Here is an 18,558-nt window from a genome sequence, read left to right as displayed (position 1 = left end):
TCGCGACGCGGAGCGGACCCCGTGGTGCGACGAGCCGTCAGCATGCTGCATGCTGAACACTTCAGCAGGCCTGAAGGCCCCCCAGGGCCACGAAGGTTCACGGAGCGACAGGCCCATGAAGGTTACGGAGCGGCGCATGACTACAGCCTCCAGGGGCTCCTCGGGTTTTCCCGACATCTCCATCAGCACGGAGCGCCTTGTGCTGCGCCCTCTCGACGAGGCCGACGTCCCCGCGTACGCGGAGATGATGAACGACGAGCTCGTCACCGCCTGGACCGCCGCGCCCCAGCCGTACACCGAGGCGGACGCGCACGCCTGGATCACCGAGCTCGCCCCGGCCGAGCGGGCCGCGGGGCACGGCATCTCCCTCGCCGTCACCGAGTTCCTCACCCAGCGCCTGGTGGGCACCGTCCAGCTGCGCCGCACGGACTGGCGGGTGCGCTCCACCGAGCTCAACTACGTGACCGCGCCCTGGGCCCGCGGCGAGGGCTACGCGTCCGAGGCCGCGCTCGCCACCGCCCAGTGGCTCTTCCACGACCAGAAGTTCGAGCGCATCGAGCTGCGCACCGCCGCCGACAACACCGCCGCGCAGCAGGTCGCGCAGAAGATCGGCTGCATCAGCGAGGGCGTCCTGCGCGGCGCCTGGATAGCGCGGATCAGAAACGGCGGCGACCCCCTCGGCGGCTGGATCGACCTGCGCACCGACCTCATCGTGTGGAGCCTCCTGCCGGAGGACCTGGAAGGCGCCCCGGAACATCTGACGGCGTTCTCCGACTGGAACTAGCGCCTCGGGCGGCGTGGGCGGGGGCATCGGCCTGCGGCCTCGTCCTCAAGCGCCGGACGGGCTGGATCTGGCTTCGGCACCGTCGTCGGCGATCCGCCGCTCGGTGGCAGGCAGCGCGCACTCGACCAGTGCCCCCTGGTGGCGCACCAGCCGGGTCGCACCCATCGGCCTGCGGCCTCGTCCTCAAGCGCCGGACGGGCTCGACATCGCTTCGGCGTCGGCGGCGGCGGGCAGTGCGTGCCCGACCGGCGTCCCCGGTGGCGCACCACCAGGTACGCTCCCACCGGGCCGCACCCATCGGCCTCCCATCCGACGACCCGCGATCCCAGGAGACAGACGACGATGGCCGACCGGGTCACGGTGATCGGCTGGGACGGCTCGCCACTGACCACCGCGGCACGCTCCGCCCTTGGCGCCGCGACACTCGTGGCGGGCGCCGCCCACCACCTCGCACTCCCCGAGGTCCCCCCGACCGCCGAGCGCGTCCGCCTCGGCAGCGTCGGCCTCGCCGCCCGCCGCATCGCCGCCCACCGCGGCACGGCGGTCGTCCTCGCGGACGGCGACCCCGGCTTCTTCGGCGTCGTCCGCACCCTGCGCGCCCCGGAGTTCGGCCTGGAGGTCGAGGTCGTCCCCGCCGTCTCCGCCGTCGCCCAGGCCTTCGCCCGCGCCGGCATGCCCTGGGACGACGCCCAGGTCGTGGTCGCCCACCGGCGCACGCTGCGCCGCGCCGTGAACGTCTGCCGCGCGCACTGCAAGGTCGCCGTGCTCACCTCGCCCGGCGCCGGACCCGCGGAGCTCGGGCTGCTCCTCGAAGGCGTCCACCGCACCTTCGTCGTCTGCGAGGAGCTCGGCACCGCGCGGGAGCGGGTCTCCGTCGTCACCTCCGACAAGGCGGCCGACCACACCTGGCGCGACCCCAACGTCGTCATCGTCATGGGCGGCCACGTCGCCCACGACAGCGGCTGGATCGCGGGCCGCGACCCCGGTACGGACCCGCGCGGCTGGGCCCTGCCCGCCGCCGCGTACGGCGGTGAGCACGAGCTCGGCGAGGGCGAGACCGACCGCATCCGCGCCGCCCAACTCGCCCGCCTCGGCCCCCGCGTGGGCGACCTGGTCTGGGACATCGGCTGCGGCAGCGGCGCGTTCGCCGCCGAGGCCGCGCGGTTCGGCGCCGCCGTCATCGCGGTGGACCGCGACCCGGACGCCTGCGCCCGGGCCACGGCCGTCGCGCGCCGCTTCGGGGTGCCGGCCCACGTCGTGCACGGCACCGCCCCGCACGTCCTCGAAAGCCTCCCCGAGCCCGACGTCGTACGCGTCGGGGGCGGGGGAGCGGCCGTGGTGTCCGCCGCCGCCGACCGGCGCCCGGAGCGCATCGTCACCCACGCCCCCACCCGCGACGCCGCCGAACTCCTCGGCCGGAACCTGTCGGAGCACGGATACGCCGTCGAGTGCGCCCTCCTGCAGTCCGTCGAACTCGACACCCGCGCCTGGACGGAGCGGAAGCGGAGCGTCGTCTTCCTGCTCTCCGGGCTGCTCCTCGACCGCACCGCGTGACCCTGGCGGCCCTCCTACCGCGCCGTGCGCGGTAGGCTGGCCGATCGTTGTACCGCACCCGGGTGTCCGGCGATTCCTTGCTCAATGTCCGGAAAGCTCGCCCGTTTTGGGGGGTGCGTGTGGTACGGCGGGACCGCTGGACGCGCGACGTGGCGCAGTCCACAGCGGACCGTGGCCGATCACGCTGCCGCGGTGGCGGAGCAACCGCGACAATGCCTTGTGGTCCGAACGCGGCGCGTTGCCGCGCGGCTCGCGAGCTCGTTGTGGATGACGGGCGGTCACAGAAGGACTAACCGATGGGCGAGGGGTACGCATGACCGACACCGGCCAGGTCCCGGGCGAGGGGCTGCCGGAGAGCGCAGGCATGGTGGAGCAGTCGGGCGTCCCCGCGCCGGGCCCCTTCGCCTTCCTCGATCCCTCCGAGCACCCCGCCGAGGACGACGACCTGCTGCTGATGCCGGGTGCCCAGGGCGCGTGGAGCGAGGCGCAGGCCGCGCAGCCGGGCATCGCGCAGCAGCCGCCGACCGGATCCCAGGGCGCGCCCCAGCCGGCGCCGCAGGGAGTGCCGCAGGGAGTGCCGCAGGGCGGCGCGCCGGGCGTGCCCGCCCAGCCGGGCGCGGTGTCGGCGCAGTTCGCGCAGGCACAGGGCGCCCCCGCGGCGTTCGGCCAGGCGGCCGCGGTCGCGGTGCCCGTCGGGCAGGCCGCGCAGCTCGGGGCGGTCGATCAGGCCAAGGCGGAGCAGGTACCGGCGGGTCAGGCCCAGGCCGACCAGGCGCAGGTCCCGATGCAGGCAGTTCAGGCAGTCCAGGCGCAGCCCGTCGCGGCCCCGGCCCCCTTCGCCCAGGAGCAGGCCGCGCACCAGCCCGGACCGCACGAGACGGCGGGCCGTGACAGCGGCTCCGTCGACCTGACCGGCGTCCCGCTGCCCTCGGGCCCCGCGCACACCCCGGCCTCGCACCACGGGACCTCCCGCCGCCCGCTGCACCGCGGCCCGGCCGCGCCCGCCGTCCCCGACGGCGCCGCGAGGCCCGTGCTCTCGCTCGCCGACCGAGGCCCCGCGGGCAGCGGTCCGAACGCCGTGCCGGTACGTCGGCCGGGCCCGCCCACCAGCGGTCCCGAGTACCTGGACGTCCCGCGCGAGGACACCGGCGCCCTGCCAGGACCGCAGCTCGGCGAGATCCCGCCGCAGGGCGCGATGCCCTGGGGCGCGGAGCCCCAGCAGGCCCCGGTCGTACCGGCGCAGAACTCCCAGGGGGCGCCTGCAGAAACGGTCGTCCCAGCCGTCACCGAGGCCCCGGGGGCTCCGGGTGACCCGGCTGTCCCCACCGCCTCTCCGGCCTCGATGGCCCCCGCAGCCCCGGGGGCCCCGATGGCCCTGGTGGTCACGGACTCCTCGGACGGCACCGACGCCACGAGCACCCCGGGCATCCCGAATGCCACGGACAGCACGGACGCCCCGAGCACCTCGCACGCCACAGACATCGCAGACGCCTCGCACGTCCCGGACGCGGCCACCGCCAACGTCACGGACGCCTCAAGCGCTTCCGCGGTGACCGAGGCCTCCGACGGCACGGACACCGCTGTCGTCACAGACGCCACCCCCGCACCCGAGAACACGCCCGTGTCCGACCAGCCGTCCGCCGCCGACGCCGTCCCTGAGCCGGTCGAGGCATCGGGCGCGGCCGGTGACGCGGTGGCGCCCGAGGGCGCGCAGGAGACGCCGTCGGCGCACATCGTGGGCCCCGCGCAGGCGGAAGGCGCCGAAACCGCTGCCCTCGCCTCCGATGCCCCGGACGCTCCCGGCCCCCCGGACGCAGCCGTTCCGCACGCCCCCGGCGCGGACGCGCCGGCGCATTCCGCCGTCCCCGACCCCGCAGCGGCGGCATCCGGCCAGGACGCCGCGGACGCCCCGGGCGAGGCCACCGGCGCAGCCGCAGTGGGCACGGACGGCGTCGAGGGACCGGTCGCCGACGGCGTGCCCGACGCCTCCGAAGCCGTCACCGTCCGGGTCGCGCCGGGCGTCCCGGTGCCGCACGCACTGCCCGTCGTCGACGACCAGGGCGCCCCGGTCCCGTTCGCCGACGCGCAGTCCCCGGGCCCGGCGGCCGCGCAGCCCGAGGCCGCCGCCGTCACCCCGCAGGCCCCCGACGCCGCCCAGCCGTGGCCCGAGGCAGGCGCGCAGCTGCCCCCGGCCGTCCCCGGCCAGGACGCCCAAGTGCCCCCGCCGCTGGGCCAGTTCGTGCCGGTCGAGGGCTCGGTGCCGACCACCCCGCACCTGGCGCCGACGCCCCCGCGACCGCTCGCCGTGCCTCCGGAGTACTTCGCTCCGCAGCAGCCCGACGAGGCGGTCGCGCAGGAGCCGCCCGCCGCCCCGGCCCCGGGCGCCGCGCCCCGGGGGGCCGCACCGGACGCCACCGCGTCCCCCGCTCCCGTACCGGCGGCCCAGCTGCCGGACGCCGAGGAGGCCGTGCCGCAGGAGTGGCCCGTCCCCGAGGCCGCCGCCCCCGAGGCCGCCCCCGTCACCGGGGCGCACGCCGAGCCCGGGGAGCAGCCCGTACCCACCGTGCCCGCACCCCGCGACGGCGACCGGCCCACCGCCGCTCCCGCCGCCACCGCGGCACCCGCACCCGTCGCCGTGGCGGACGGCCAGCTGCCGCCCGCCCAGGAGACGACCGACCCCGACGAGCCGATGCACGCACCTCACCCGGCCGAACCGACCGACCCCGCCGCCCCGGCCGACGGGCCCCCGGCACCCGACCTCGCCGCCCCCACGGGCCCCGGGGAAGCCACCGGCCTGCCCGAGCACCTCGTCGACGCCCCGGAGGGCCCCGAGGACCTGGGCACCCCGCTGGTCCAGGACGCCTCCGACCTCGCCGAGCCCCTCCCGGCCGACGCCGCGGCACCGGCCGAGCCCGTGACCCCGCTCGACCCGCCCGCCCCGGGCTACGCCGACGCCGAGCGCGAGGCCGTCCTGCGCGTGATGCGCGAGCGCCGCGACATCCGCAACGGCTTCCGCGGCGACCCCATCCCGCACGAGGTGCTGCTCCGCGTCCTGGAGGCGGCCCACACCGCGCCCTCCGTGGGCCACTCCCAGCCCTGGGACTTCGTGGTCATCCGCTCCGCCGAGACCCGCAGGACCATGCACGAACTGGCCCAGCGCCAGCGCGAGGCCTACGCGAAGTCGCTGCCCAAGGGCCGCGCCAAGCAGTTCAAGGAACTGAAGATCGAGGCCATCCTCGACACCCCGGTGAACATCGTCGTCACCGCCGACCCCACCCGCGGCGGCCGCCACACCCTGGGCCGCCACACCCAGCCGCAGATGGCCCCGTACTCCTCCGCGCTCGCGGTGGAGAACCTGTGGCTCGCGGCCCGCGCGGAGGGCCTCGGCGTCGGCTGGGTCAGCTTCTTCGACGAGCGCGAGATGGTCCGCACCCTGGGCCTGCCGGAGCACCTGGAGGTCGTGGCCTACCTCTGCGTCGGCTACGTCGACGAGTTCCCCGAGGAGCCCGAGCTGATGCAGGCGGGCTGGTCGAAGCGCCGCCCGCTGTCGTGGGTCGTCCACGAGGAGACGTACGGCCGCCGCGCGCTGCCCGGCGAGGACCCGCACGACCTGCTCGCCGAGACCGTCGGCAACATTCGCCCGCTGGACGCCAAGGCGCTCGGCGAGGCCTGGGAGCGCCAGAAACGCATGACCAAGCCCGCGGGGGCGCTGGGCATGCTGGAGATCATCTCCGCGCAGCTGTCCGGCCTGTCCCGGATGTGCCCGCCGCCGATCCCGGAGCCGGCCGCCGTCGCGATCTTCGCGGGCGACCACGGCGTGCACGCCCAGGGCGTCACGGCCTGGCCGCAGGAGGTGACCGGGCAGATGGTCGCCAACTTCCTGGGCGGCGGCGCGGTCTGCAACGCCTTCGCCACCCAGGTCGGCGCCGAGGTCTGCGTCATCGACGTCGGCGTGGCCAGCGAGCTCCCGGCCACCCCCGGCCTGCTGCCGCGCAAGATCAGGCCCGGCACGGCCGACATGACCACGGGCCCGGCCCTGACCCGCGACGAGGTCAAGGCCGCCGTCGAGGTCGGCATCGAGACGGCCCGCGACCTGGTCGCGGCGGGCAACAAGGCCCTCCTGACCGGCGAGATGGGCATCGCCAACACCACCGCGTCCGCGGCCCTGATCTCCGTCTACACGGACCTGGACCCCCTTGAGGTCACCGGCCGGGGCACCGGCATCAACGACGAGATGCACGCCCGCAAGGTGGAGGTCGTCCGCCGCGCCCTGGAACTGCACCAGCCGGACCCGGCCGACCCCATCGGCGTCCTCGCGGCCATCGGCGGCCTGGAGCACGCGGCGATGGTCGGCCTGCTCCTCGGCGGCGCCTCCCTGCGCACCCCGGTGATCCTGGACGGCGTCAGCGCGGGCGCGGCCGCCCTGGTGGCCCGGGCCATCGCCCCCGAGGTCCTCGCCGCCTGCATCGCGGGCCACCGCAGCGCCGAGCCCGGCCACGTGGCCGCCCTGAACAAGCTCGGCCTGCGCCCCCTGGTGGACCTGGACCTCCGCCTGGGCGAGGGCACCGGTGCCCTCCTGGCCCTGCCGATCGTCCAGAGCGCGGCACGGGCGATGCACGAGGTGGCCACGTTCGACTCGGCGGGCGTGACGGAGAAGTAGCGCGGCACCGGGGCGGAGCGGGCGACGGGGAGGCCCCGGCGCCCGCCCCGCCCCTGCCCCGCCCCCGCCGTACGCTGAAGCCACCTCTAAAATCCGCACGTCAGGGCCGCTCCAGAGCAGTAGCGCCCACCCTCCTGCCCCGACGAGGAGCCGCACCGCCATGGCCGTACACCCCGCCTACCCCGTAGGCCTCCGCCTCACCGGCCGCCGCGTCGTGGTCCTCGGCGCGGGGCAGGTGGCCCAGCGCCGTCTCCCCGCCCTCATCGCGGCGGGCGCGGACGTCCACCTCGTCTCGCCGTCCGCCACCCCGTCGGTGGAGGCGATGGCGACCGGAGGCGAGATCACCTGGCACCGGCGCAGGTACGAGGAGGGCGACCTCACCGGCGCCTGGTACGCCCTGATCTCCACCAGCGACCCCGAGGCCAACACCCGGGCCTCGGCCGAGGGGGAGCGGAACCGCGTCTGGTGCGTCCGCTCCGACGACGCCGACGAGGCCACCGCCTGGACCCCGGCCACCGGCCACAGCGCGGGCGTGACCGTCGCCGTCCTCACCACGGACGCCAAGGAACGCGACCCCCGCCACACCGCCGCCATCCGCGACGCCGTGGTGGAGGGCCTGCGCGACGGCACCCTCGTGGCCCCGCACCACCGCGCCCAGGCCCGCGCCCACGGCTCCGCCCCCACCGGCGGGACCCCGCCCACCGGCGCCGTCTCCCTCGTCGGCGGCGGCCCCGGCGACCCGGACCTGATCACGGTCCGCGGCCGTAGGCTCCTGGCCGAGGCGGACGTGGTCATCGCCGACCGCCTGGGCCCGCGCGACCTGCTCGCCGAGCTGCCCCCGCACGTCGAGGTGATCGACGCGGCGAAGATCCCGTACGGCCGCTTCATGGCCCAGGAGGCCATCAACAACGCCCTGATCGAGCACGCCAAGCAGGGCAGGACCGTGGTCCGCCTCAAGGGCGGCGACCCCTACGTCTTCGGCCGCGGCATGGAGGAGCTCCAGGCCCTGGCCGCAGCGGGCATCCCCTGCACGGTGGTCCCCGGCATCTCCAGCTCGATCTCGGTGCCGAGCGCCGCGGGCATCCCGGTCACGCACCGGGGTGTGGCCCATGAGTTCACCGTGGTCAGCGGGCACGTGGCCCCCGACGACGAGCGCTCCCTCGTCGACTGGCCCGCCCTGGCCAAGCTGCGCGGCACCCTCGTCATCCTCATGGGCGTCGACAAGATCGGCAAGATCGCCGAGGCCCTGACCGCCCACGGCAAGCCCGCCGACACCCCCGTCGCCCTCATCCAGGAGGGCACGACGGCCGCCCAGCGCCGCGTCGACGCCACCCTGGCGACGGTCGCCGACGCGGTGCGCACCCACGAGGTGAAGCCCCCGGCGGTCATCGTCGTCGGCGACGTGGTGGCCGTGGCCGCCACCGGAACGGCGGACGCCGAAGCAGGCCGCGAAACCCCCCACCACGAGCCCCGGAACCCGTAACCGTAACCATCGGTAACGGAACACTCCCGCAGCCGTTGGCACCACTCCCTGGACAAGGCAGTATCACCCTGTGGCCGATCTCAGCAGCATCGAAACCATCGAGGACCCGGACGACCCGCGCCTGCGCGACTACACCGGCCTGACCGACGTCGAGCTGCGCCGCAAGCGCGAGCCCGCCGAGGGCCTGTTCATCGCCGAGGGCGAGAAGGTGATCCGGCGCGCCAAGCTCGCGGGCTACGAGATGCGGTCGATGCTGCTCTCCGCCAAGTGGGTCGACGTCATGCGCGACGTCATCGACGAGGTGCCCGCCCCGGTCTACGCGGTCAGCCCCGAGCTCGCCGAGCGGGTCACCGGCTACCACGTGCACCGCGGCGCCCTCGCCTCCATGCAGCGCAAGCCGCTGCCCACGGCCGGGGAACTCCTGCGGACCCACCGCCGCGTGGTGGTGATGGAGACCGTGAACGACCACACGAACATCGGCGCGATCTTCCGCTCGGCCGCCGCCCTCGGCATGGACGCCGTCCTGCTCTCCCCGGACTGCGCCGACCCCCTCTACCGCCGTTCCGTGAAGGTCTCCATGGGCGCGGTCTTCTCCGTGCCGTACGCCCGTCTGGACTCCTGGCCCAAGGGCCTGGAAGGGGTGCGCGAAGCGGGTTACGACCTGCTCGCCCTGACCCCCGACGAGAAGGCCAAGACCCTCGACGAGGTCGCCCCCCACCGCATGGAGCGCGTCGCGCTGATGCTCGGCGCGGAGGGCGAGGGCCTGTCCCGGCAGGCCCTGGTCGCCGCCGACGAATGGGTGCGCATCCCGATGGCGCACGGCGTCGACTCGCTGAACGTGGGCGCGGCGGCCGCGGTGGCCTTCTACGCCGTGGCGACGGGCCGCCCCGCGTCCTGACCCGCCGACGGGCCCCCGGACCGGAGCGTCAGAGCCGGGGGCCCGCGGCCCCGGCGGTCACGAACCGCTGCCGTGCGGCTGGCGTACGTCGCTGACGCCCTGCTCCTGGCGCACGTCACCGAGCCCGCGCGTGGGCCCCTGGCACCCCTGCGCGGCCGCGATGCCCAGGGCCACGAGCAGCGTCACCACCACGAACACGAAGAGCCGCTGCCGCAGCAGCCGGGGGTTGGCGGGCCGCAGCCGCGTGCCGGTGGTGCGCGGCCCCTGCCGCCCGGTGCCGCTGCGCGGTCCCGGCCTGCTGCCGGTGGAGCCCCGGGTGCCGCGCGGCGCGGACGGCCGCGAGCCGCCGGTCCGCGCACCACCGGTCTTCGAGCCGCCCGTCCGCGGATCGCCGTCGCGGAAGCCACCCGTCCGGGACGGGCCGGTGCGCGGCGGGGGAGTGCCCGGCGCCGGGCGGCGCTGCGTGCGCTGGTCGGCGTACTCGGCGGCGAGGCGGCCCGTCGGGCGCTCGTGCTGCTCCTGGCGCGGCGCGGGCGGCCGCACGTCGCTGAGGCCCTGCGCCTCGCGGGCCGCGATCTCCTTGAGCCGCAGCGACAGTTGGAGCGTGCTGGGACGTTCCTCCGGGTCCTTGGCCAGACAGGCCCGCAGCAGCGGCGCGAGCGCGTCCGGCACGCCGCGCAGCTGGGCCTCCTCGTGGACGACCCGGTAGAGCATGACCTCGGAACTGCCGTGCCCGAAGGGCGAGTCCGCCATCGACGCGTACGCGAGGGTCGCCCCGAGCACGAAGACGTCCGTGGCGGGCGTGACCGCGGCGCCGCGCACCTGCTCGGGCGCCAGGAAGCCGGGCGAGCCGACGGCCGTGCCGACGTGCGTCAGGGTCGAGGCGCCGGTGGCCCAGGCGATCCCGAAGTCGATGATCCGCGGCCCCTTCGGGGACAGCAGGATGTTCGACGGCTTGAGGTCCCGGTGCACCACACCGGCCTCGTGCACGGCGACGAGCCCCTCGGAGAGCGCGGAGCCGACGACGGCGACCTCGGCGGCGGACAGCGGCCCTTCGGCGGCGACCTTGTCGTGCAGCGAGGGACCGGGCACGTACTGCGTGGCGAACCAGGGCCGGTCGGCCTCCAGATCGGCGGCGACGAGCCGGGCGGTGCACCCGCCGCGGATGCGCCGGGCGGCCGAGACCTCCCGCGCGAAGCGCGAACGGAACTCCTGGTCCTCGGCCAGGTCGGGCCGGATCACCTTCAGCGCCACACGCTGCCCGCGACGGTCGGAGCCCAGATAGACGACACCCATCCCGCCGGCGCCCAGCCGCCTGTGCAGCCTGAACGAGCCGACGACACGCGGGTCCTCGCGCCTCAGGCGCATCATCGCCATGTTCATCCCCGCTGCCCGGTCCGTCTGACGAGCCACAGCTTACGTTTCCACGGCCCGGGCCGTGCAGAGGCCGCGCCCTCACGGGCCGATCGATTGTCAGTGCCCGGTGCGAAACTTGAAAAGTGGTCAGGTGGCGCGCGCCCAGGGCTCATCGCCGCCACCCGCACCCCCAACCACCCACCGTCGAAGGGGGATTGATCCCGTGAAGGGTGATCGTGTGGAGATAGTCGTGGACGCCGGGGACACGACGCGTACGTACGAAGTGGTGGCGAGCAGGGCGGGCCGCCGTGTGGAGACCGCCGTCCGCAGGGGAGTGGTCGAAGTGAGCGAAGTCACCCGCAGCGGCTCCGTCGTGCGCACCGCGCGGTTCATGGCGACCCGCGTCCTGGCCCTGGTCGAGCAGCCCGTCCCGAGAGAGGACAGCTCCGAGTGAATCGGACGTCCCTTCAGGGAAGACCCTGAGTCCTAGGACGGACCTAGGTCTCCATCTCCACCCACGGGAGTACTTGTGTGACGAGCGGTCATCCTCCGGGAGGCCCGCCAATCGATACGAGGGCATGACGTGCGGCGCGCCCCACACGCCTAAATTTGAGGTCAAGCGGCGGGTGCAGCACTCGTCCCCCGAGGTCAGACACCCGCCGCTGCCCATGAACCTCCATGCACAACAACAAAGTCAGGAAGGGAGAGCGGCCATGGCGGACACCGCGCCGCGGACCATGATCCGCACACGGGGACGCAGGCTCTCCACCCTGGGCGTCCGGCCTTCCGGAACGCGCCACCCGCTGGTGGCCACGCTCATGGTCCTCCCCCTGGCAGCGCTGCTGATCGTCGCCTTCGGCGGCTGGGAGGCAGTGCTCACACAAGCGTCGTCCGTGGGCGAGATGCTGGGGCGCTGAGCGGCGCCCCAGGCCCGGAAGAGCGGTCCGGGCGGGGACATCCGGCCATGAAACCCCGTGGGGACGGGGGTGCGGCGGACGGCACACAGCCCGCGCAGCTGGGGAGCTGCGCGGGCTGTTCTTTTCTCCCCTGGTTTTTCCACGGCCTGATCTCCACGGCCCTCTCTCTCCGGTCTGCGCGCCGCGTGCTTCCTCGCCCCACCCCACGTGAGCCCTCGCCGCCCAGCGCGCGAGGTCTTCCCTCCCCGCCGTACGAGCGTCGTACGAGCGCAGTACCAGCGTCGATACGAGCCGCAGGGCGGGCCCGGTGGGGGCAGCCCCCTGGCCACGGCGTGAGGGCGGGGCGGGACCGGGGGCACGCCCGCGCGGCCCCACCCCGTACGCTCACGGCACACCCGCACCCTCCCAGGACCTCCGTGACCCTCCTCCCCGCCCTGGCAGGCCACGCCGAGCGACGGGCCCACGCCCCCGCCCGGCACGCCTGCCCCTGCGCCCCGCCCGCCGCCGTCCTGGCCGACCGCCCCGACGCCACCGTCGTCCGGCACGCCGACACCGTGGCCAAGGCCCACGCCCCCGGTACCCCCGAGCGCCCCCTGGCCGCCCGCCTGGCCACCGCGGCCCTCCCCGCCCTCGCGGACACCCTGCTGGCCCCGCTGGACCCGCGCCCCGCGCTCCTGGAGGGCCGCCTGGTCACGCTCTGGCCGCACGGCACGCCCGTCGACCGGGAAGACCCGGACGCCGCCCCCTGGGAGGCGGTCGCGACCCTCCTGGCCCGGCTGCACCGCACCCCGCCCGCCCGGCTGCCGTCCGGCCTGCCCCGCATGCGGGGCCCGGAGAAGGCGGCCCGGGCCGTCGCCCGTCTGCGCGCGGCCACCGCACAGGCCCCGCACCCGGGCGCCCCCGCCGTCGAGGGCGCCTGGGCGGCCCTGCCCCCCTGGGCACGGGCCGAGGCCCCGCCGCCGGGCCCGCCGTCGCTGTGCCACGGCGATCTGCACCTCGGCCAGCTCGTCCGCGCGCCCGACGGCCGCTGGCTGCTGATCGACATCGACGACCTGGGCCTCGGCGACCCGGCCTGGGACCTGGCGCGCCCGGCCGCCTGGTACGCCTGCGGCCTGCTCGGCACGGGGGAGTGGACGCGGTTCCTGGACGCCTACCGCGCGGCGGGCGGCCCGGCCGTCCCCGCCGACGGCGACCCGTGGCCCGTGCTCGACGTCCCGGCCCGCGCGCTGACCGTGCAGACGGCCGCGCTCGCGATCACCAAGGCGCGGGCGGGGGGCCGTGACCTGGACGAGGTGGAGCGGGACGTCGTCGACGCCTGCCGCCGGATGGCCGCCCTCCCTCCCGATCCGGCGCCGATCGGCCCGAAGTAGGGTGCAACGCACCGAAGCCGGGCAGACATCCGGCGAACCTGTCACGACCGGCTAGGAGTTGAGCCGCCCATGCACTGTCCCAAGTGCCACGCAGCGATGCACACGTACAACCGCAACGGCGTTCAGATCGAGCAGTGCAGCGGCTGCCGCGGGATATTCCTCGACTACGGCGAGCTGGAGGCCCTGACGCGCCTTGAGGGCCAGTGGAGCGGCCACCAGGCCCCGCCCGTGCCGCCCGGCACGCCCCAGGGCTACCCGGCCGCGCCCGCCCCCGCCTGGGGCACCCCGCACCACGGCGGCCACCACGAGCACCACGGCCACCACGGTCACAAGCGGCACAAGAGCTTCGGCCACATGCTGTTCTCCTCCTGATCCCGGCCTCGCCCGGCGCGGGCCGACGGGGCCGGCGCCGGGCGGGAGCGCCGCCGTCCACCCCGAGGCGCACGCACGACGAAGCCCCCGGCCGGGGAACGGCCGGGGGCTTCGTGGAGGTGGTGCGCGATACTGGGATTGAACCAGTGACCTCTTCCGTGTCAGGGAAGCGCTCTCCCGCTGAGCTAATCGCGCGGGACCATCAGCGAGTGTATACCCGCAGGTGGTAGGTGCTGCGTGCGCGATACTGGGATTGAACCAGTGACCTCTTCCGTGTCAGGGAAGCGCTCTCCCGCTGAGCTAATCGCGCGGGGAAACCTCGGTGATCGAAGACCCGGGGGCCTCATGATCAGAGATTCCAGTGGACGATACTGGGATTGAACCAGTGACCTCTTCCGTGTCAGGGAAGCGCTCTCCCGCTGAGCTAATCGTCCTTGGAGGTGGAGACGGGATTTGAACCCGTGTAGACGGCTTTGCAGGCCGTTGCCTCGCCTCTCGGCCACTCCACCAGGAGTACGGGGTTTCGGGAAGATCCCCCGCGTTCCTGCGAGCGGACGACCAGGTTCGAACTGGCGACCTCAACCTTGGCAAGGTTGCGCTCTACCAACTGAGCTACGTCCGCTTGTCTTTCCCGGTCCGCTTGCGCGTCCCGGCGACGTGTTGAACTCTAGCGGATTCCTGGGCCAGTACAAAAACGCGTTTGCGCAGCGTGCTGCGCTGCCGCCCTGGTCACCCGCGTCCGGGGCGCCGTGGAAGCGCCGGTCATAGACTCGCAGCCGTGCACGACCTGTCTCCCCTGGCCCGCTTCGGCGGCCTTGTCGCGACCGATCTACGCGACGTGACCAGCGACCCTTCCGCCCTGGACAGCAGCGGCTTCTGGGTCGTCTGCGCGGACTTCGAGGGCCGCCTGGTGTGCGCCCGCTTCGGGCGGGTGCGCAAGGAGCCGGTGCCCGCCCCGGTGCCCGGCGCCTGGCACGGCCCGGCCGCCGGTGACTGGACGTCCTCCCTCGACCGCGCCGCGTATACGGACGGCGTACGCCGGATCCGCGCGCACATCGCGGCCGGGGACGTCTACCAGGCGAACCTCTGCCGGGTCCTGTCCGCGCCCGTCCCGCACGACGCCGACATCGACGCGCTGACCGCCCTCCTCGCGCGCGGGAACCCCGCTCCGTACGCCGGAACGATTCGTCTGCCCGCGCACGGCGTGGAGGTCGCCACCGCCTCGCCCGAGCTGTTCCTGCGGCGCACGGGCGGCGCCGTCGCGTCGGGTCCGATCAAGGGCACCGGGCGGACCGAGGCGGACCTCCTGGACAAGGACTACGCCGAGAACGTGATGATCGTGGACCTCGTCCGCAACGACCTCGGACGGGTCTGCGCCACCGGCACCGTGACCGTGCCCGAGCTGTGCGTCGTCGAGAAGCACCCGGGCCTGGTCCACCTCGTCTCCACCGTCCACGGCGAGCTGCGCCCCGGGGCGGGCTGGCCGGAGCTCCTGGACGCGGCCTTCCCGCCCGGCTCCGTCACCGGCGCCCCCAAGTCCAGCGCCCTGCGGATCATCGAGGCACTGGAGACGGCGCCCCGCGGCCCCTACTGCGGCGGCGTCGGCTGGGTGGACGCCGATCGAGGCACGGGCGAGCTGGCCGTCGGCATCCGCACGTTCTGGATCGACCGCGCCGACGGCGTCCTGCGGTTCGGCACGGGCGCCGGCATCACCTGGGGCTCCGACCCCGAGGGGGAGTGGCGCGAGACCGAGCTGAAGGCCGAGCGGCTGCTGGCGGTAGCGTCGGGAACGTACGAACCAACGGGAGGGACCCCTTCGTGAAGATATGGCTCAACGGCGGCCTGCACGACCTCGAAACCGCGCGCGTCTCCGTCCTCGACCACGGCCTGACCGTCGGCGACGGCATCTTCGAGACGGTGAAGGCGGTCGCCGGACGGCCCTTCGCGCTCACCCGCCACCTCGACCGGCTCGCCCGCTCGGCGCGCGGCCTCGGCCTGCCCGAGCCGGACCTGGACGAGGTCCGCCGGGCCTGCGCCGCCGTCCTGGACGCCAACCCCATGGCCCTCGGCCGCCTGCGCATCACCTACACCGGCGGCCTCTCCCCGCTCGGCTCCGACCGCGGCGACCACGGCCCGACCCTCGTCGTCGCCCTCGGCGAGACCGGGCGCAGGCCCGATGCCACCGCCGTGATCACGGTCCCGTGGACCCGCAACGAACGCGGCGCCCTGACCGGCCTGAAGACCACCTCGTACGCGGAGAACGTGCTCGCGCTCGCCCGCGCCACCGAACAGGGCGCGAGCGAGGCACTGTTCGCGAACACCGTGGGGCGGCTGTGCGAGGGCACGGGGTCCAACGTCTTCGTCGTCCTCGACGGCGAGATCCACACCCCGCCGGTGGCCTCCGGCTGCCTCGCGGGCATCACGCGCGCGCTGGCCGTCGAATGGACCGGCGCGCACGAGACCGACCTGCCCTTCGACGTCCTCGACCGGGCCGAGGAGGTCTTCCTCACCTCCACGCTGCGTGACGTGCAGGCCGTCCACCGCGTCGACGGCCGTGACCTGCCCGGCGCCCCCGGCCCGGTGACCGCCAAGGCCATGCGGGTCTTCGACGAGCGCGCAGCCGACGACCTGGACCCGTGAGGGACCGGCCCGGCCGACGGGAAAAACAGATGACGCGGGGGCGCGGGATGGGTACAACTCCCGTGATGACCACGACTCTGCGGCCGGCCGGGCCGCTCCAGCAGAGCACTGACGGCACGAAGTCACGCACGTACGACGTGTGCGTGAACAGCCGCCCCGTCGGCCGGATCCAGCTGGCCACGCACCCCCTCTTCGGCCCGCGCGTCGCCGAGATCCTGGACCTGCGGATCGACGAGCGGGACCGCCGCCGCGGCCGCGGCACGGTGGCGGCCCTCGCCGCCGAGGAGGTGGCGCGCGGCTGGGGCTGCGCCCGCATCGAGCTCAAGGTGCTCGCGGCCGCCCCGGGCGCACTGGACCTCGCCACCGCGCTCGGCTACGTGGAGCGCAACCGCAGCATGTCCAAGCCGCTGCCCCCGACACCGCCCGCCCTGCCCGACGGGGTGCGGGCCAGGCCCATGACGGACGCGGAGTTCCAGGACTGGACGGCGCACGCCACGGAGGCCTACGCCCGCGACTGGATCGAGCGCGGCGTCCCCGAGGCCGAGGCCCGCGACAAGGTGGCGCGGGACCAGGCGCGCCTCCTGCCCGACGGCCTGGCGACCCCCGGCACCCGGCTGAGCGTCCTGGCCGAGGCGGACACGGTGGTGGGCACGCTGTGGATCGCCGACCGCGACGACGCGACCTTCGTGTACGACGTCGAGGTCCGCGAGGAGCACCGCGGCCGCGGCCACGGCCGGTCGCTCATGCTCCTCGCCGAACGGCAGTGCCGGGAGGCGGGCGGGACCCGCATCGGCCTGAACGTGTTCGCGGGCAACACCCCGGCGCTGCGCCTGTACGAGTCGCTCGGCTACGAACCGGACGCGTACTTCCTGTACAAGCCGCTGCTCTGACCCCCGCGGGCGGGCGCTCCGGCCGCCGTGCCCGCCCCGGCCGCCGTTCCTGCCGTGCCTGCCCGCCCCGGCGGCCGGGGCCGGCCGGCGTCAGCCCTGCGCGAGCAGACGGTCGGTGATCTCCTCGACGCGCTCGCGCAGGCCGTCCTGGCTCTTGCCGCCGTCCAGGCGCTCACCGCCCACCACGTACGTCGGCGTCCCGGTGACCCCGATGGCCTTGCCCTCGGCCTGGTCGGCGTCGACGATCAGGATGTGCCGCCCGTCCACCAGGACGGTGTCGAACTCCTCGGCGTCCAGGCCGAGTTCCCGCGCCACCTCCACCAGGAAGGGTTCTCCCTTACGGTCCAGGTCCTCGACCCGGGCCAGGACCGCCTCGACGTACTCCCAGCCCTTGCCCTGCTCCACGGCCTCCTCGGCGGCCTGCGCGGCGGCGAAGGAGTGCCGGTGCTTCTCCAGCGGGAAGTGGCGCAGACGCAGCTCGGCACGGTCGCCGTAGCGCTCCCGCAGGGCGCGCACGTCGTCCAGGGCGGTGCGGCAGTCGGGGCACTGCAGCTCGCACCAGACCTCGATGACGACGGGGCTGGCGGGGCCGGTGGGGGAAGAGTCGTTCATGCGCACAGTCTCCCAGGCGACCGCCCGCCGACCGGCACCTGGGGAGGAGGGCCGACCCGGATATCTCCCTGATGTCCTCGTACGACATGGCTACGAGCCCCCGGCCAGGTGCAGGATGGAAGGGACAAGCGTGACCACACCGTGCCCGCGCGACCGCACCACACCCGCACGCCTGGAGGACCGGGATGATTGCCGAGACCATCTGCTCCGCCGTAGCCGCGGCCGGCCTTGGCATAGCCGCCGTCACCGCGTACCGCAAGCGTTTCCTCGCCGCGGCCCGCCTCGCCGCCTACGCCCTGGTCCCGCTCGGCCTGGTCATGACGGGCGCCGTCGAATGGGCCGCCGAGACCGCCTTCAGCCCGGTCGCCTGGGCGGGCTTCGGCGTCCTCGGCACGGCCTGGCTGCTGTTCATGGGCACGCGCTCGGCGGAGCGCCGCTCCGGAGGCACCCGCAAGGAGCGCAAGGCGGCGGCCAAGGCGGCCCAGCGCGACGCGGTCGCCCCCGCGGCCTCCGCCCCCTCCCTCGGCGCGGGCGCGCGGCCCGCGGCCAAGCCGCGGAAGGCGGCGGCACCCGCGGAGGACTTCAGCGACATCGAGGCCATCCTCAAGAAGCACGGCATATGAGCCGAAGCCAGACACACGGCGGCTGAGCCGGGCGGCTCGCGCGCCGGGCGTCACCCTGTGGGGTCGCCGGTTCGAGCGTATCCACGGACACCGCTCGCAGGTACGCCACACCGGGGCCACCAAGGTCACGGAATGCGGCGAACTGCCGCTGTGATCGTGCGTGTTGGTCAGCACGGGTGTGCGCGCTGCGCCATCATCACGGCGAGATGCTGGACACCACCACACAGAGCGAACCCGCCCCGCCCGACGGGCACGGAACCGCCGACGAGCCGCGAGGCTGCCTCTTCGCCCTCTCCCAGCCCCCGCTGATGATCTTCCTGGCGGTGATCGGCTGCCTACTGCTCATGGCCTCACTGCACGACCTGTTCCTGCTGTAGTCCCCGTCCCAGAGGCTCCCGC

16 protein-coding genes and 5 tRNA genes are annotated in these 18,558 nt (G+C 74.8%); 14 read left to right on the top strand and 7 right to left on the bottom strand.

Annotation, left to right across the window (positions count from 1 at the left end):
* Positions 1-136 precede the first annotated feature (136 nt).
* From C9F11_RS08220 to C9F11_RS08200, 5 genes are all read left to right on the top strand, one after another.
* Positions 137-784, top strand: a complete 648-nt coding sequence (locus C9F11_RS08220) for a GNAT family N-acetyltransferase (protein WP_249401641.1) — start codon at positions 137-139, stop codon at positions 782-784.
* A 342-nt stretch (positions 785-1,126) separates the two neighbouring features.
* The gene (cbiE, locus tag C9F11_RS08215) at positions 1,127-2,338 is read left to right on the top strand and encodes a precorrin-6y C5,15-methyltransferase (decarboxylating) subunit CbiE (protein WP_138958621.1); all 1,212 of its coding nucleotides are present in this window, start codon (positions 1,127-1,129) and stop codon (positions 2,336-2,338) included.
* A 313-nt stretch (positions 2,339-2,651) separates the two neighbouring features.
* Positions 2,652-6,998 (top strand): nicotinate-nucleotide--dimethylbenzimidazole phosphoribosyltransferase, encoded by a 4,347-nt coding sequence (gene cobT, locus C9F11_RS08210; protein WP_138958620.1) that lies wholly within the window; start codon positions 2,652-2,654, stop codon positions 6,996-6,998.
* A gap of 160 nt (positions 6,999-7,158) precedes the next feature.
* Positions 7,159-8,481, top strand: coding sequence for a uroporphyrinogen-III C-methyltransferase (gene cobA / locus C9F11_RS08205; protein WP_138958619.1), 1,323 nt, complete (start codon positions 7,159-7,161; stop codon positions 8,479-8,481).
* A gap of 70 nt (positions 8,482-8,551) precedes the next feature.
* A complete protein-coding gene (locus tag C9F11_RS08200) occupies positions 8,552-9,379 on the top strand; it encodes an RNA methyltransferase (RefSeq protein WP_138958618.1) in 828 nt (275 codons plus the stop codon).
* A gap of 57 nt (positions 9,380-9,436) precedes the next feature.
* Here C9F11_RS08200 and C9F11_RS08195 read toward each other — a convergent pair whose 3' ends face one another.
* Positions 9,437-10,762 carry a serine/threonine-protein kinase gene (locus tag C9F11_RS08195; RefSeq protein WP_171076065.1) on the bottom strand — a complete coding sequence of 442 codons (1,326 nt, stop codon included), beginning with the start codon at positions 10,760-10,762 and terminating at the stop codon, positions 9,437-9,439.
* 196 nt (positions 10,763-10,958) lie between these two features.
* Here C9F11_RS08195 and C9F11_RS08190 point away from each other — a divergent pair, with 196 nt between their 5' ends.
* The 4 genes from C9F11_RS08190 (at position 10,959) to C9F11_RS08175 (ending at position 13,394) form a co-directional block, all read left to right on the top strand.
* The gene (locus tag C9F11_RS08190) at positions 10,959-11,189 is read left to right on the top strand and encodes a hypothetical protein (protein WP_138958616.1); all 231 of its coding nucleotides are present in this window, start codon (positions 10,959-10,961) and stop codon (positions 11,187-11,189) included.
* A gap of 259 nt (positions 11,190-11,448) precedes the next feature.
* Positions 11,449-11,652 (top strand): hypothetical protein, encoded by a 204-nt coding sequence (locus C9F11_RS08185; RefSeq protein ID WP_138958615.1) that lies wholly within the window; start codon positions 11,449-11,451, stop codon positions 11,650-11,652.
* Positions 11,653-12,086: 434 nt separating this feature from the next.
* Positions 12,087-13,022: an aminoglycoside phosphotransferase family protein gene (locus tag C9F11_RS08180; protein ID WP_249402150.1), complete on the top strand. Its 936-nt coding sequence runs from the start codon at positions 12,087-12,089 to the stop codon at positions 13,020-13,022.
* Between the two features lie 69 nt (positions 13,023-13,091).
* Positions 13,092-13,394: a zf-TFIIB domain-containing protein gene (locus tag C9F11_RS08175; protein ID WP_138958613.1), complete on the top strand. Its 303-nt coding sequence runs from the start codon at positions 13,092-13,094 to the stop codon at positions 13,392-13,394.
* Between the two features lie 120 nt (positions 13,395-13,514).
* Here C9F11_RS08175 and C9F11_RS08170 read toward each other — a convergent pair.
* The 5 genes from C9F11_RS08170 to C9F11_RS08150 all read right to left on the bottom strand — a co-directional run bounded on the left by C9F11_RS08170 (position 13,515) and on the right by C9F11_RS08150 (position 14,016).
* Positions 13,515-13,589, bottom strand: a tRNA-Val gene (locus tag C9F11_RS08170).
* Positions 13,590-13,632: 43 nt separating this feature from the next.
* Positions 13,633-13,704, bottom strand: a tRNA-Val gene (locus C9F11_RS08165).
* Between the two features lie 52 nt (positions 13,705-13,756).
* Positions 13,757-13,828, bottom strand: a tRNA-Val gene (locus C9F11_RS08160).
* Position 13,829: 1 nt separating this feature from the next.
* Positions 13,830-13,903: transfer RNA gene (locus C9F11_RS08155), tRNA-Cys, on the bottom strand.
* 40 nt (positions 13,904-13,943) lie between these two features.
* A tRNA-Gly gene (locus C9F11_RS08150) sits at positions 13,944-14,016 on the bottom strand.
* Between the two features lie 156 nt (positions 14,017-14,172).
* Here C9F11_RS08150 and C9F11_RS08145 point away from each other — a divergent pair.
* The 3 genes from C9F11_RS08145 to C9F11_RS08135 all read left to right on the top strand — a co-directional run bounded on the left by C9F11_RS08145 (position 14,173) and on the right by C9F11_RS08135 (position 16,924).
* Positions 14,173-15,216, top strand: a complete 1,044-nt coding sequence (locus tag C9F11_RS08145) for a chorismate-binding protein (RefSeq protein ID WP_138958612.1) — start codon at positions 14,173-14,175, stop codon at positions 15,214-15,216.
* The gene (locus tag C9F11_RS08140) at positions 15,213-16,034 is read left to right on the top strand and encodes an aminodeoxychorismate lyase (RefSeq protein WP_138958611.1); all 822 of its coding nucleotides are present in this window, start codon (positions 15,213-15,215) and stop codon (positions 16,032-16,034) included. Before C9F11_RS08145 ends, C9F11_RS08140 begins: the two co-directional genes overlap by 4 nt.
* A 65-nt stretch (positions 16,035-16,099) precedes the next feature.
* On the top strand, positions 16,100-16,924 hold the full coding sequence (locus C9F11_RS08135; RefSeq protein ID WP_138958610.1) for a GNAT family N-acetyltransferase: 825 nt from the start codon (positions 16,100-16,102) through the stop codon (positions 16,922-16,924).
* 90 nt (positions 16,925-17,014) lie between these two features.
* On the opposite strand, the gene C9F11_RS08130 is transcribed toward C9F11_RS08135, so the two are convergent.
* Positions 17,015-17,536: a DsbA family protein gene (locus tag C9F11_RS08130; RefSeq protein ID WP_138958609.1), complete on the bottom strand. Its 522-nt coding sequence runs from the start codon at positions 17,534-17,536 to the stop codon at positions 17,015-17,017.
* A gap of 185 nt (positions 17,537-17,721) precedes the next feature.
* Here C9F11_RS08130 and C9F11_RS08125 point away from each other — a divergent pair, with 185 nt between their 5' ends.
* Positions 17,722-18,159 carry a hypothetical protein gene (locus tag C9F11_RS08125; RefSeq protein WP_138958608.1) on the top strand — a complete coding sequence of 146 codons (438 nt, stop codon included), beginning with the start codon at positions 17,722-17,724 and terminating at the stop codon, positions 18,157-18,159.
* Between the two features lie 206 nt (positions 18,160-18,365).
* Positions 18,366-18,536 carry a hypothetical protein gene (locus C9F11_RS47295; RefSeq protein WP_170316395.1) on the top strand — a complete coding sequence of 57 codons (171 nt, stop codon included), beginning with the start codon at positions 18,366-18,368 and terminating at the stop codon, positions 18,534-18,536.
* Positions 18,537-18,558 lie beyond the last annotated feature (22 nt).

It is taken from the genome of Streptomyces sp. YIM 121038, assembly GCF_006088715.1.
In the GTDB taxonomy this organism is placed as follows: Bacteria; Actinomycetota; Actinomycetes; order Streptomycetales; family Streptomycetaceae; genus Streptomyces.
The sequence above is the reverse complement of the archived record's forward strand: the minus strand, read 5'-3'. Positions and strand labels throughout refer to the sequence as shown.